General features: G+C 48.3%; 12 protein-coding genes and 1 pseudogene. 6 read left to right on the top strand and 7 right to left on the bottom strand.

The features are described from left to right. Positions 1–350: 350 nt before the first annotated feature. Positions 351–791, top strand: coding sequence for a DUF2262 domain-containing protein (locus tag ACEW9I_RS05495; RefSeq protein WP_373539354.1), 441 nt, complete (start codon positions 351–353; stop codon positions 789–791). A gap of 32 nt (positions 792–823) precedes the next feature. Here the strand turns inward: ACEW9I_RS05495 and ACEW9I_RS05490 are convergent, their stop codons facing one another. From ACEW9I_RS05490 to ACEW9I_RS05460, 7 genes are all read right to left on the bottom strand, one after another. Further along, positions 824–1,861, bottom strand: coding sequence for a DUF1611 domain-containing protein (locus tag ACEW9I_RS05490; protein WP_373539353.1), 1,038 nt, complete (start codon positions 1,859–1,861; stop codon positions 824–826). Positions 1,862–1,997: 136 nt separating this feature from the next. Then, positions 1,998–2,726 carry a GUN4 N-terminal ARM-like repeat domain-containing protein gene (locus ACEW9I_RS05485; RefSeq protein WP_373539352.1) on the bottom strand — a complete coding sequence of 243 codons (729 nt, stop codon included), beginning with the start codon at positions 2,724–2,726 and terminating at the stop codon, positions 1,998–2,000. A gap of 238 nt (positions 2,727–2,964) precedes the next feature. Continuing rightward, entirely contained in the window at positions 2,965–4,143 is a 1,179-nt protein-coding gene (locus tag ACEW9I_RS05480) for a murein transglycosylase A (RefSeq protein WP_373539355.1), read from the bottom strand. Positions 4,144–4,287: 144 nt separating this feature from the next. Next, positions 4,288–4,542, bottom strand: coding sequence for a hypothetical protein (locus ACEW9I_RS05475; protein ID WP_373539351.1), 255 nt, complete (start codon positions 4,540–4,542; stop codon positions 4,288–4,290). Between the two features lie 344 nt (positions 4,543–4,886). Beyond that, positions 4,887–5,591 (bottom strand): uracil-DNA glycosylase family protein, encoded by a 705-nt coding sequence (locus ACEW9I_RS05470; RefSeq protein WP_373539350.1) that lies wholly within the window; start codon positions 5,589–5,591, stop codon positions 4,887–4,889. Between the two features lie 116 nt (positions 5,592–5,707). Continuing rightward, the gene (locus ACEW9I_RS05465) at positions 5,708–6,613 is read right to left on the bottom strand and encodes an ROK family protein (RefSeq protein WP_373539349.1); all 906 of its coding nucleotides are present in this window, start codon (positions 6,611–6,613) and stop codon (positions 5,708–5,710) included. 12 nt (positions 6,614–6,625) lie between these two features. After that, positions 6,626–7,531, bottom strand: coding sequence for an ABC transporter permease (locus ACEW9I_RS05460; RefSeq protein ID WP_373539348.1), 906 nt, complete (start codon positions 7,529–7,531; stop codon positions 6,626–6,628). 258 nt (positions 7,532–7,789) lie between these two features. On the opposite strand from ACEW9I_RS05460, the gene ACEW9I_RS05455 reads away from it, so the two are divergent. The 5 genes and pseudogenes from ACEW9I_RS05455 to ACEW9I_RS05435 all read left to right on the top strand — a co-directional run bounded on the left by ACEW9I_RS05455 (position 7,790) and on the right by ACEW9I_RS05435 (position 13,221). Next, on the top strand, positions 7,790–8,839 hold the full coding sequence (locus ACEW9I_RS05455; protein ID WP_373539347.1) for a dipeptide epimerase: 1,050 nt from the start codon (positions 7,790–7,792) through the stop codon (positions 8,837–8,839). Positions 8,840–8,967: 128 nt separating this feature from the next. After that, a pseudogene (locus ACEW9I_RS05450) lies at positions 8,968–9,498 on the top strand (transposase). A 218-nt stretch (positions 9,499–9,716) separates the two neighbouring features. Beyond that, positions 9,717–11,978, top strand: coding sequence for an ATP-binding protein (locus ACEW9I_RS05445; protein WP_373539346.1), 2,262 nt, complete (start codon positions 9,717–9,719; stop codon positions 11,976–11,978). Beyond that, positions 11,975–12,454 (top strand): response regulator, encoded by a 480-nt coding sequence (locus tag ACEW9I_RS05440; protein WP_373539345.1) that lies wholly within the window; start codon positions 11,975–11,977, stop codon positions 12,452–12,454. Before ACEW9I_RS05445 ends, ACEW9I_RS05440 begins: the two co-directional genes overlap by 4 nt. Beyond that, entirely contained in the window at positions 12,454–13,221 is a 768-nt protein-coding gene (locus tag ACEW9I_RS05435; RefSeq protein ID WP_373539344.1) for a response regulator, read from the top strand. Before ACEW9I_RS05440 ends, ACEW9I_RS05435 begins: the two co-directional genes overlap by 1 nt. Positions 13,222–13,354: the final 133 nt, after the last annotated feature.

Here is a 13,354-nt window from a genome sequence, read left to right as displayed (position 1 = left end):
CGTTCCCAGATGTTTGCGCTCTGGGTGCGTTGTAAGGTTGTGGTCATTGTATGATTGCTGGTGTTCTGTGCAGAACGGGATGTGTTGGATGGATATGTACTTAATCTAACTTGATTGTTAACGTTTGTAAAGTATTCTCAGGTTTAGAGAACTAATGAGGGTGATTAGTTTTGGTTATGTGTGAGATTTAACCTAACATGGTTCGCTGAGTCAGCGGTTAAAACCGCCGCTGGTGATGCAAAGTCCGCCTGCGCGGACTAACACTAGCGAAGATCCAAGTCTACCCGAACTATATTGAAGAGTTATCTAGGCTGGGTATACTTCTCTAAAGAGCTAATCGAGTGGAAATTATGAACTATCCAGACATCGAATGCCCAGAACTGGGAACATTGCGTTACGAAGAAAACTATGACTGGTACGAGGGGCAGCTAATAGTCCAACAATCAAAACTCTCGATCCAGCTTCTAACCGATGAAGACGGAGCAGTAGCATCTGCACTTAAAAGAGCTACTGATTTTGTGAAGGAGTTGGAAAAACATGCCCAGTCTGCGCGGGATTATGCGGCTGAGGGGCTGCTAGCAATAAAAAATGAGACTTGGATTGAGGATGAAGACGAAGAACCATTGACACCCGAACAGTTTAAAGAGCGGATGGTACTTGATTCTATCTCGATCGACTCAGATGCTGCCGTGTCTTTCTACCATAACGATGGCGATTTATTTTGGGGACATTGTATTTTGGTGACGATGGATAGTGAAAATAATTTTACTGGTGCTGAGATTGCGGGTTGATTAGTTACTCGATCGCACACGCATCAGTATGACTAGAAGATCGCATCCAACAACACGTCAGCACCAAACCGGACGGCATCCGTACAGGGCAAACCCGTCGCGGCGGTGACTAGATCGATCTCGGCTCTGACCACATCATCAGGGAGCTTGCCACCATTAAGAGCGATCGCGACCACTTTTACATCCCCAAATGCGCCCGCACAGCTAGCTACTGCCTCATACAACCGCACGACTTCTAATAAGGGGGGAATTTTGACATCGGGACAATTGCGGATGGTTTCCTGACCGATCTTGTGGAGCAGAATCAGATGTGTGGGTTGGGAGCCACGAATCAATGGGAGAGTCGCTGTCGAACCTGGATGCAGGAGCGAACCCTGTCCCTCGATTATTAGCAGCTCATAATCATTGCCATGACGCAGCACTACTTGTTCGATCGCACCTGCTGCATAGTCTACCCGCACGGCATCGAGCGCGACACCCTCACCACTAATCATCATCCCCGCTTGTCCAGTGGCGATAAACCTAGACTTTATCCCCCGCAGCTCGCAGGTGCGTTGCAATTCCAGTGCTGCGGACATTTTACCGATCGCCATATCAGTACCTACCATCAGTACTCGCTGACAAAGTAAGGACTTGGCTGCACCAGTACCGATCTTCAATCCTTTCGGTTCCTGGCGGACATCCCAAATCCATTGCCCTGGTTTTAATAAATTTATAAGTTGCGGATGATTTGCTAGAGGTGTATGCAAGCCGTTGACGATCGACAAACCAGCCGCTACCGCCGTTTGTAACTCATCCAGCCAACTGTCGGGGATGATGCCTCCCGATGGGGCGATCCCGATTGCCAGTACATCTGGCTGATATTGTAAAGCTGTGGCAATCTCAGCGACGATCGGGACATCACGATCGATCCCTGTCAAATCTGCCAAAGACTGCCCTGCTACCTCCCGATCGATCGCACACACCACCTGCGCGGGACTATATCTCAACAGCGTCAATCCCGTCTTCCCCTGAACTCCAGTAATTCCGCCATGTAACAATACTGCTAGACGATGTGATGATTTGAGCATGAAGGCGATGGGAGATGTGATGGGCTGTCTACTCCTGTCCCAATGTTAAATTAGATCTCTGGATTAGGGGGATAGTGGATGGTGAACAGTGAATTTCTTGGGTAAGACGGGAGGATGACAAGCGATGGAGAGCTTGTTAGTCACCTAGCTTATCCCAAGCTGGATGTGATAGTAGAGCAGATATTACTCGTACGCCCCGCAACTGATTGGATAGGGGCAAGTGACCTCTGGGCGCAGTCAGGTTCCAGGTAAATGAGCCAGGATAGCGCGTCCAATTATTCCCCTCTTTCCAGCCGATTTTGGGCCAGAGCTTGTCCCAATTTTTGCTCATCCCCAGCCACATTTCCCGCTGCACGGAGAACCCAAATTTACCTTCGGAATGCAGCAGCCACAAAGCATCAATCGTGTGCAGATCGATCGAGGGTAGTTGTTCGACTTCGGTAAAATAAATCCACTTGCGTCCCATCGCACTAGCACCTGCTAGTTCGCAGAGCTTTTCGGTGGTGAGTTTGTCAGCGGCTTGAAATTCTTGTTGGGCCAATAATTTCTGTAAACTTGTGTAATCAATCTCCGCACTCGATTGTAAGGGTACGATGCCGAGCGGCAATTCTCGATCGAGATACTCTTTGGCAGCAGGAACCTCGCTGTGATATAGAGCTTGATACACGGCTCCAGTAACGATCGTCGGCTTCATATCCTGCTGTTGACGGAGCCAATTAATTAAAATTTCAATGCCTGCTTGCCCCACAGCAACGATTTGAGGGAGCATCTGCAACTGATTTTTGGTGGTGCTAGTTACAAATTTATCCTGCAACTCGGCGACATCCGAAGGGATCGGTTGTGAAGTAGTACTGAGATCGGGCATGGTTGAGGATCGGCTGTGGCGTGGGGTAGTCCGAATTGATATTTTACCAAAAATAACCTGCATTATTATTGCCGACCGCGATCCGTCGTTTACTTGGTGTTGCTGAATTGATGTGTGAGATGGGGGGATGGGGGGACTGCGGGACGGGGAAACGGGGAGACTGGGGGATCGTTGAGTTATTTGTCAATCACTCTATTTTCTATCCACCATCCACCATCCACCATCCACCATCAAGCAACTAGCTCTTCAACAATAGATAATAAAGCTGTCCTGGCCCACCAGTCACACCAGCGCGATCGCCAGCGACCTTACCAGTACCCATGAAATAGTCTACACGCCCTGGGCCAGTAATCGCACTCCCCGTATCTTGATCCAAAACATAACGACTGACTAGTTTTTGCTGGATCGATCGACCGTTGATGACATAGGGCAGTTGGGTATAAACCAGAGCCAGTGCGCCTGGTGGCATCATTGATTTGTCGGTGGCGATCGATCGCTCGGGTGTTACTGGCACATTGATGCTACCCATCGCTTCACCGTTGAAGGTTTCCTTCATGAACACAAATCGCTTGTAGCGCGGGATGTAGACATCTAATTCCTGCGGATTTTCTCGGAAGTAACGAATAATCCCTGGGAGGGTGAGCTGACTGGCGGTAACTTTACCATCTTTAGCAAGTTCTTTGCCGATGCTGTTGTAGGCAAAATTTGTACCACCAGCAAAGCCGACAGTAGTTTTGCTGCCATCGATCAGATTGAATTCGGCTGAACCTTGAATCTGCACGAGGATCGCTTCAAATCGATCGCGCATCCAAAAGATCTCGTTACCTGCTAGCGCACTCATACTGCCTTGTAGCCCATCTGCGCCCTCTAGCTGGACGCGTTCGGGATGGGGATCTTGCCAACTACTGAAGTTGGCAGGTAGCTTATAAAGTGGGTACTTAAATTCGGGTGTCTGGGTGCGACTGGCTTGATATATTGGCTCATAATAGCCTGTAAACTGGACGGTACCTTTATTGTCTTTACCGATCGATTGGTAGAAGACAAATTCCTGCTTGACAGCAGCTTGGAGTTGAGCAGCGTTACGACTAGTACTGACTAGTTGCCGAAATCTCACTAGGGAACGCCGCACTCGATCGCGATTGATGCTCGGAATGGGATACTTTTGATACACGGCGATCGCTGTCGGTGTATTTAGATAACTCAGACTCCGATCGATCGATTTGAGCATGGCTGCTTTATCGCCAGATTTGCCCCACAGTTGCTCGTCAAAACCTAGGGAGGTTTCCTCATAATTGGGAGTACTCTGATTGGCTTGGAGATTGGCGTCAGGTTGAGCATTTAGCCGCAAGGGTAATTGCTGGTTGAATCCTAGCGCAATACCTAGATTCAAAGAGAGTAAAACCAGTGTTTTCATCATGAAGTAATTCTTAAATAACGCTTGGACATTGCGATGGTGACGAGAGTTACGGAAATCATGTTTCCCACACAGCACCCATTCGATTGTTGTCAATTTTTTGCAGGAAGCTATCAAATTTCTCCAGCCTAAAGCCTCCAACCCGAGCTAGTATTCTCGATCGATACTTGATGCAAACACAGGTTCGACGCGAATTGCTTCTACACAGCTAGGACGAATTACCATGTACTCACCTTGACTATTTTTGAGGGGTACTGTGATGAAGTCGCTGGAGCTGGATTTGGGCATGAGTTCACCACTATACCATTTTTGAAACTCCTGCACTGTGGGAAAGCGGATTTCCTCCCGATGACCGCCTGATAGTAGCAGATGGACTGCATACTCGGTTGCTACTCTAGCCATACTCGATCGCACTTGGTGAAGGTTATCAGTTTGAGTATGCCCAAATTTTGCTAAACAATTGATGTGTGGTGTTAGGAAACATCGTATAGCAACCGCCAATGCGATTAGGACAGCGATTGAAATCGCTGCTCGGAATGCAAAGTCCGCCTTCGCGGACTAATAAACCAGTCCGCGAAGGCGGACTTTGCAACATTAGCCACGATTTGCGAAAAGTGCGGTCTTGGGGTTTCCCCTGTCTTGTCGTTTTCTTATTCGGGGGGAACCCCCGAATAAAAACGCCGCAAGTGGAGCACCTTTTCAAGACACAATCGTCGGCGTTCTCTGTAGGTAGTAACTTGGGTTATTTACGAGCTAATTTCATCCAATTTGGCTCGAATCGCCTGAATATCTTGCCACATCAACCATTTGGGTTTACCCACATCAGGAGCGGGATTACGTAATAAATATGCAGGGTGAAAAATGGGCATACACCATCTACCTTCCCATTCGATCCAAGTGCCGCGAATTTTGGTAATCCCGTCTTTTTTGCCTGTAATCGCTTTTACTGCTGTCGCGCCAGTTAGGAGGATAATCTTTGGATTTACCAATCGAATTTGTTCGAGCAGATAGGGCTTGCAAGCAGCCACTTCAGCGGGAGTAGGAACGCGATTTTCGGGCGGACGACAGCGGACGACATTGCAGATGTAGACATCCTGCTCGATCGATAGTTTAACAGCCGCCAAAATCTTTTCGAGCAGTTGACCCGATCGACCGACAAATGGTAACCCTTGTTCGTCTTCATTTTGCCCAGGTCCCTCACCCACAATCAAGATCGGTGCGTGTTCGCTCCCTCTACCGACGACGGCATTGATCCTCGTATTACCCAATTCGCACCGATGGCATGCCTGACAATGGGTAGATAGTTGGCTGATGCTGCTATATGTACCTGGTGGGATCGGAATGCTGCTACTAGTCGGAATCAGCTCGAAGCTATTTGCTTGCAATGATTCCACCTGTGGGATCGCTTCTTCAAGTTGACCGAATAGGTTGAGTTGAGATTCTGGAGACATGATGCGGGGTAGAGGGTAGGGTAGAAGTTATGTAGGTTGGGTAGAGCGTAGCGAAACCCAACATTTCTAGCGGATATAATTTTATCGGTTGGGTAGCAGAACGTAGCGAAAGCCGACTAAATCTTGTCTTTTTTCCGTGCCAATAGATCCCAAGCCAACTTAGCAGCTCCCGTAATTCCGGCTTGATTACCCAATTCTGCTGCGATGAGCTGAAATCCTGGGCGAGAAGTCGCCATCACCCGCCGCTCGATTTCCCGTTTGGCTGCGGGCAAAAAGTACTCGCCACTGGCACTAATTCCCCCACCGATAATCGCGACTTCTGGAGTCAGGATATAGAGAATACTTGTCAAACCCACCCCCAAATTTCGACCGTAATCTTCCCAAAATTTTAACGCATCTCGATCGCCTGCTGCTGCCAATCTCCCCAGATCTTTTGGCTCTTTCCCAGTCATCCGCCGGATTGCTTGTCCAGAGAGGAACTGCTCCAATGAACCATTATTACCACTCTTGCAATCATGTCCATCTGGATCGATCGCAATCAATCCCAATTCCCCCGAACTCCCAGCATGTCCAGTAAATAGTGCCCCGTTGATAAATACCGCACCACCAACCCCAGTGCCTAAAGTTAGGAGTACCGAATTACGATAGTTGCGTCCCGCACCCAGCCAATTTTCACCCAATCCCGCACAGTTACCATCATTTCCTACTACTGTCGGTACGCCAGTCTTGGACTGAATCAGCGTCGCTACCGGAATATCAATCCATCCCTCCAAATTAATCGCAATTTTTGCCACCCGTCCCGCAAAATCCGCAGGCCCTGGCGTCCCCACCCCGATCGCGTTAATATTTACCATGCCGGGAGCTAATTTGGCGATCGCATATAGCATCATCTCGATCGTCGCGTCGGGATAGGCTGGTTGGGGTGTCGGTACTGACAATGACTGAAGACAAGTCCCATCTTCAGTAAATCGTCCTAATTTAATCGCCGTACCACCAAGATCGATCCCGATTACTTCTGTCATGACTTACAACTCCTATCTTTGTCTATCCCTGGGATTTATCAACTCGCTCAAACCTTCACCCAACAACGACAAACCCGTCACCATCAACGTCAACGCCAAACCTGGAAATAACGTCGTCCACCAAATCCCCGTCGAAAGTGCGGGTAAAGCTTGCTTGAGATCGTGCCCCCATTCGGCGATTTCGTCGGGTAAACCCAAACCAAGGAACCCCAAACCACCCAAAACGAGGATCGCATCAGCAGCATTGAGCGTAAATAGTACGGGTACGCTTTGCACCACATTGGCAAATAGATATTTTGTCAACACATGGCGGGTAGATGCCCCTAGAGCCTGAGCCGCTTCGACAAACATTTGCGTCTTCAAACTGGCTGTCTGATTCCGCACCACTCGAAAATACTGCGGAATGTAGGAAATACTTAACGCGATCGCCGCATTAAACACGCCTTTACCCACAATAAATGCCAGCGTCACCGATAACAATAATCCTGGCAACGTATAAATCGTATCCATGACAAACAGCAGGACGCGATCGAGATTGCCACCTAAATAGCCGCTCACCATCCCCAACGGCACCCCAATCAGCAAACTCATCAAAGTTGCCAGTATCACTACTTGCAGAGCCGCCTGAGTACCAAACAGTGTCCGTGAAAAGACATCATAACCCTCCCGACTAGTCCCAAACCAATGCTGCCAAGAGGGAGCTTGATTAATTGGGTTGTAGGGTGGCATCGGAGAGCCGAGTAAATCTTGCGGATCTTGTAATAAACCGATCGCCTGTAATAATGGCGCGAATAATGCGATCGCGACAAAACTGACGGTAATTATCAATCCTAATGCTAATAACTGCGTAGACAGCCGATCTCGGCGGTTGTTGAAAAGTTGTTTGACAGATCCAAAGGGAATTTTACTGACAGCCATAGGGCAGTTTGCGGCGATCGACGAACGGTTCAATTACTATAAGGCGATCGGTACTCTAAAATTTATTAAATTAACCCAAGTTGTTACTTATAGAGAACGCCGACGATTGAAATCGTGGCTCATGATGCAAAGTCCGCCTACGCGGACTAGTTTATTAGTCCGCGTAGGCGGACTTTGCAGCATTAGCAGCGGTTTTAACCGCTGAGGCTATCGGTAGCAACTTGGGTTAAATTAATAGATCCCAACTCCAGCCTCCACATGAACATCGAACTTTATCCCTACACTGTCAACAAACGGTTTGCACTGACAATCAGTCGTGGTACCAGTAGTCAAAATCAGAATTTAGCCGTAGGGATAACAGCCGACAATATTACTGGCTGGGGCGAAGCGGTACCATTTACGATCGGTAGTCAAGTCCAATCATGCGAACTGATTACGACTGCTCTAAACCAAATTATTCCCCACTTAGCAGCTTATCATCCCCTGCAACGCCAAGCGATCGAGAGTCTGATGAATGCCTGCCAATTACCCTCCTCAGCCAGAGCCGCGATCGATCTTGCCCTATATGATTGGCTAGGGAAGAGTGTCGGATTACCCCTGTGGAAATTGTGGGGATTGGAGCGCGAAAAAATTGTCCCGATTTCGGTGACGGTGGGGATTAATCCGCCCGACGGTGCCAGAGCGCGAATTCGCGGGTGGTTGGAAGTATTCGAGGCGCGGTTTTTAAAAATAAAACTGGGGAATCCCTTGGGAATTGGTGCCGATCGCGAGATGATGTTGGCAATTAAGGATGAGATGCCCACTGCTAAATTAACTGTCGATGCCAATGGCGGTTGGAGTCTCGCCGATGCGATTTACATGAGTCAGTGGTTGGCAGATTTGGGCGTGGAATATCTGGAACAACCACTATCACGAGGCAATGAAGGGCAATTGGTAGAACTAAAGCAAGCATCCCCGTTACCAATTTTTGCCGATGAAAGTTGTTTTACCAGTCGAGATATCCCTGGATTAGTAGATAAAGTAGATGGAATTAATATCAAGCTGATGAAGTCTGGCGGATTGACAGAAGCGATGCGGATGATTCATACCGCCCGCGCTCACGATTTGCAGGTGATGTTTGGTTGTTATTCAGATACGGTGCTGGCAAATACCGCCGCAGCGCAGTTGTCACCGTTGGCAGATTATTTAGATTTGGATAGTCATCTAAATTTACTAGACGATCCATTTACAGGTGCTAAATTAATCGATGGGCGTTTAATACCAGGAGATTTACCAGGATTGGGAATCGATCGTATCTCTCAGTTTTAAATAGTAAGTAACTGGGCGGGAATATTTATTTAGATGAAAATTGCCTGAGAGGGTGTCTGAAAAGGGGGTAGAAAAGCTCCCAAGATTATGAGAATCTGTCTGTAAAGAAAAAACTGAGACAGAAAATCATGAGAGCAGTAAGGAAATCATACTTGAGTGACATCACAGATGAACAATGGGAATTACTCAAAGGATTTATTCCAGTAGCCAAACCAGGCGGCAGACCTCGAAAAGTAGATCCCAGAGAAATAGTGAATTCTATCTTCTATATTCTGAGTGCGGGATGTCCGTGGAGACTACTGCTAATATTGCCGAACGAGAGGGGGCAAAACTCGTTTTAGCCAAATCCCAACAGCATTACCCACGATTGTTCAAGATTTTGGCTGATGCTGGTGATGATGGTGCTCCGTTGTTGCAATGGGTGATGGATACCTATCATTGGATTTGGGAGACTGTTAAACGTACTGATAAGGCTGTTGGTTTTGTCCCATTGCCACAGCGATGGGTTGTCGTTGGCGAAGCCTGCCGTAGGCATACGGACTTGTGGTTGGTTTAACTGGTCTCGTCGCTTGAGTAAAGATTATGAGATTTTGACTGACACTTCTGAAGCTTTTCTCTATGTTGCGATGATTCGCTTATCCCTCCGTCGTCTCGCCTAACTTTTCAGACACCCTCTAACACTCGATCGCTAAATCATACCCTAATCCAGCAACGCCAAATATTTAAATGCGTTTCCCCTACCCCGTCGCCTCCGTGTGTTCGCAAGTCTTGCGAAATACAGTATCTTAGTACATAGGGTTTTAGGGGAAACGAACCATTTGAATGCCCCCTTTTTATTCACAGCTTTTAAGCTTTTGTCTCGTACACATCATCATCCATGACATATCAAGCTGTTGATTCGACCAATTGCGATCGCGAACAAATTCACATTCCAGGGCTAATTCAACCGCATGGTGTACTTTTGGTGCTGCAAGAGCCGGACTTGACGATCGTTCAGGTCAGTAGCAACACGCTTGAGTCAATCGGTCATCCTCCGAAAGACCTATTAGGTAAACCGCTATTAGCCTTGCTCACTGCCAAGCAAATTGCTAACATCCGGCAGTGTTTGAGCGAAGACTTTGAGTCTGTGAATCCGTTAGATATCTCGATTAAACGTGCAGCCAAATTGCTGAAGTTTGATGGGATTGTGCATCGCCAGAAGGCACTAATTATTTTGGAACTAGAACCCAAACAGAAAAGCCAGAAGGCGGATTTTGTTGAGTTTTACCAGCGGGTTAAAGGCGCAATTACGAAGATTCAAAAGGCTTCCACCTTGCTAGAGATGTCTGAGGCGGTGGTCAAAGAAGTGCGAAAAGTCACCGGGTTCGATCGCGTCATGGTCTACCAGTTTGACGCAGAAGGAGCCGGACGAGTGATCGCCGAAGCTCGGGCACACGCGCTGACTCCTTATCTGGGCTTACACTACCCTTCGACTGACATTCCCAAGCAAGCAAAGGAGCTTTATACCCTCAACTGGCTGCGGTTGATTCCTGACTCTACCTATGAGTCTGTGGCATTAGTCCCGGCGCACAATCTTTTAGACGATCGCCCCACAGATTTGAGTTTATCGGTGCTGCGGAGTGTATCACCTTTACATCTGGAATATCTCAGTAACATGGGAGTCGGAGCTTCCATGTCAATTTCGCTGATCCAAGACCAAAAGCTGTGGGGGCTGATTGCCTGTCATCATTCGACCCCTCGCCATGTGCCTTATAACGTGCGAACGATTTGTGAGTTTGTGGGGCAGGTGATGTCAGTCGAACTGACCAACAAGGAAAATCATGAAGACTTAGATTACAAGATGAGCTTGAAATCGCTGCAAGGCAAGCTAGTCGAATCGCTGTCTCAGTCAGAACGGTTTTTGGATGGGTTGATCCAACTCGACTCACATTTGCTCGATCTCGTCAGCGCATCAGGGGCGGCAATTTGTGCGGGAGATCGAATCATTTGTGTCGGTCAAACGCCACCAGAAACCGAATTGCCAGCCCTGCGAGATTGGGTCAAAACTCAGATTCAGCACAACCTATTTGAGACGCGCTCGCTCGCTCAGCTTTACCCAGCCGCAGCATCCTTTAAGGCAGTTGCCAGTGGCGTGTTGGTGCTAGAGATCTCTCAGTTCCATCAAAATTACATTCTCTGGTTTCGTCCAGAGGTGATTCAAACGGTGAACTGGGGCGGCAACCCTAACAAACCTGTAGAAGTCACAGACGATGGAGAAACACGGCTATCGCCGCGCAAATCCTTTGAAAGGTGGCAAGAAACCGTGCAGGGTTGCTCTTTGCTCTGGAGAGCTTGTGAGATCGAAATTGTCACCGAGCTGCGGAGCCTAATTGTGGGCGTGATTCTCAAGCAGGCAGACGATTTGGCCGAAATTAACCTGGAGCTAGAGCGCAGCAACAGCGAACTCGATTCATTTGCCTACATTGCATCTCACGATCTCAAAGAGCCACTGCGCGGGATTCACAATTACTCCAATTTCTTGATGGAAGATTATGCCCAAGTGTTGGATGCTGATGGAGTTACCAAGCTAAATACCGTCGTGCGTTTGACGCAGCGGATGGAAGATCTGATTAATTCGCTGCTGCACTATTCTCGACTCGGACGTGCCGAACTCTCTCGCCAACCCACCAACCTCAATGAAGTGGCAAGGCTAGCCATCGACACCTTGAGAATCAGCCAGCCGCAAAGCTCGATCGAGTTTCGGTTGCCGCGCTCCTTGCCGACGATTTCCTGCGATCGCACCCAAATCAGCGAGCTATTCACCAACCTGCTGACCAATGCCATCAAGTACAACGACAAAGCTGAGAAATGGGTAGAAATCGGCTTCACTCAATCAGACAGCGGCGATCCTCAAGACCCGTCACTTTACACCTTTTATGTCCGCGATAATGGCATTGGCATTCCACCTCAGCATTTGGAGCGGGTGTTTCAAATTTTCAAGCGGCTGCATACTCAAGACCAGTATGGCGGCGGTACGGGGGCAGGGTTGACAATTGTGCAAAAGATCGTCGAGCGACACGGTGGAAAAATTTGGGTGGAATCAACCCTTGATGAAGGCAGCACTTTTTACTTCACGTTGGCAGCAAGAGGGCAATCATGAGCGAAGCACCCGTAACCTCGATCGAGAAACCCCCGCTCTTGTTAGTGATTGAAGACAGCAATGAAGATTTTGAAGCATTTCAACGCTATGTTCGTCGATCGCCGTTGACGATCCCGATTTATCGCTGTGTAAATGGCGATGACGCGCTGGCATTTCTGTATCGCACCGATCGCTACGCCGATCCTCAAAGCGCGCCGCGTCCGGGGCTAATTTTGCTCGATCTCAACTTACCTGGAACGGACGGACGCGAAGTATTGCGAAAAATTAAACAAGATGACACACTAAAGTTGGTTCCGGTCGTTATCTTTACAACTTCCAACAATCCTAAAGATATTGAAGCCTGTTATCGACAGGGGGTTAACAGCTACATTGTCAAACCGATGAATTTTGCTCGATTGAAGCACAGTATTGAAAGTTTAATCGACTACTGGTTTAATACTACAGTTTTGCCTATTGATGCGATGGAGCAACGCTAATGAACACTCAACCTTGTCGCACTGTCTTGATTGTGGAGGATTGTCCAGAAGACCGCGAGATGTATCGACGATATTTGCTGCGAGATCGCGACTATGACTACACGATCGTCGAGGCGAGCTTTGGCAAAGAAGGATTGAATCTTTGGCGACAGCACCAGCCCGATGCAGTGTTGCTCGATTATCAACTGCCCGACCTGGACGGGCTAGAATTTCTTGCTGCCCTGCAAACTCAGCAGCCGCTCCCGATCGTGATGATGACGGGCGTTGGCAGCGAAACGATCGCCGTCCAAGCGATTAAAGCGGGCGCACAAGATTATCTGGTTAAGGAACAAATTACGCCAGAGAGTCTAAAGGTGGCACTGGATGGAACGATTAAGACCGTGCAGTTGCAAACTCAACTCCAAGAGCGGATCGATCGAGAGCGAGTCATCGCCCAGATTGCTCAGAAAGTCTCTCGATCGCTCGACTTAAACGAGATTTTGCACACCACTGTTACAGAAGTGCGGCAATTTCTTCAGACCGATCGAGTGGTTGTGTTCCAGGTGGAGGCAGGCGACAACGGCAGGGTGGTCGCAGAATCTGTGGGAGCAGAGTGGCAATCGATTCTGTCCGAGCAGATCTACGATCCCTGTTTTGCCGAGAGCTATGTCGATCCCCAGCGTCAAGGAAGAGTGACCGTCAAAGCCGATATTTACGATGGCAGCATCGAGCCATGTCACGTCCAACTCTTGGCTGGGTATCAAGTGAGAGCAAACCTAGTGACCTGAGTTCGATGAGGCTAGCCTCATCATCAAATCAATTACCTGACTGTGTTTGAGCCAATCACTACCAATCCTCAAAAACTAAGTGTTTCATAAATTATTATCAATAAGCTCTGCTTGTTGATAATTAGCGGTCATT

The sequence above is a fragment of the Chamaesiphon sp. genome (assembly GCF_041738855.1).
Taxonomy (GTDB): Bacteria; Cyanobacteriota; Cyanobacteriia; order Cyanobacteriales; family Chamaesiphonaceae; genus Chamaesiphon.
The sequence above is the reverse complement of the archived record's forward strand: the minus strand, read 5'-3'. Positions and strand labels throughout refer to the sequence as shown.

What these genes read in the sequence shown, in the direction of transcription:
- ACEW9I_RS05490 (WP_373539353.1), bottom strand. Translation starts at nt 1,861, where the DNA reads ATGCTCAAATCATCACATCGTCTAGCAGTATTGTTACATGGCGGAATT.
- ACEW9I_RS05435 (WP_373539344.1), top strand. Translation starts at nt 12,454, where the DNA reads ATGAACACTCAACCTTGTCGCACTGTCTTGATTGTGGAGGATTGTCCA.
- ACEW9I_RS05445 (WP_373539346.1), top strand. Translation starts at nt 9,717, where the DNA reads ATGACATATCAAGCTGTTGATTCGACCAATTGCGATCGCGAACAAATT.
- ACEW9I_RS05455 (WP_373539347.1), top strand. Translation starts at nt 7,790, where the DNA reads ATGAACATCGAACTTTATCCCTACACTGTCAACAAACGGTTTGCACTG.
- ACEW9I_RS05495 (WP_373539354.1), top strand. Translation starts at nt 351, where the DNA reads ATGAACTATCCAGACATCGAATGCCCAGAACTGGGAACATTGCGTTAC.
- ACEW9I_RS05485 (WP_373539352.1), bottom strand. Translation starts at nt 2,726, where the DNA reads ATGCCCGATCTCAGTACTACTTCACAACCGATCCCTTCGGATGTCGCC.
- ACEW9I_RS05465 (WP_373539349.1), bottom strand. Translation starts at nt 6,613, where the DNA reads ATGACAGAAGTAATCGGGATCGATCTTGGTGGTACGGCGATTAAATTA.
- ACEW9I_RS05470 (WP_373539350.1), bottom strand. Translation starts at nt 5,591, where the DNA reads ATGTCTCCAGAATCTCAACTCAACCTATTCGGTCAACTTGAAGAAGCG.
- ACEW9I_RS05440 (WP_373539345.1), top strand. Translation starts at nt 11,975, where the DNA reads ATGAGCGAAGCACCCGTAACCTCGATCGAGAAACCCCCGCTCTTGTTA.
- ACEW9I_RS05475 (WP_373539351.1), bottom strand. Translation starts at nt 4,542, where the DNA reads ATGGCTAGAGTAGCAACCGAGTATGCAGTCCATCTGCTACTATCAGGC.
- ACEW9I_RS05480 (WP_373539355.1), bottom strand. Translation starts at nt 4,143, where the DNA reads ATGATGAAAACACTGGTTTTACTCTCTTTGAATCTAGGTATTGCGCTA.
- ACEW9I_RS05460 (WP_373539348.1), bottom strand. Translation starts at nt 7,531, where the DNA reads ATGGCTGTCAGTAAAATTCCCTTTGGATCTGTCAAACAACTTTTCAAC.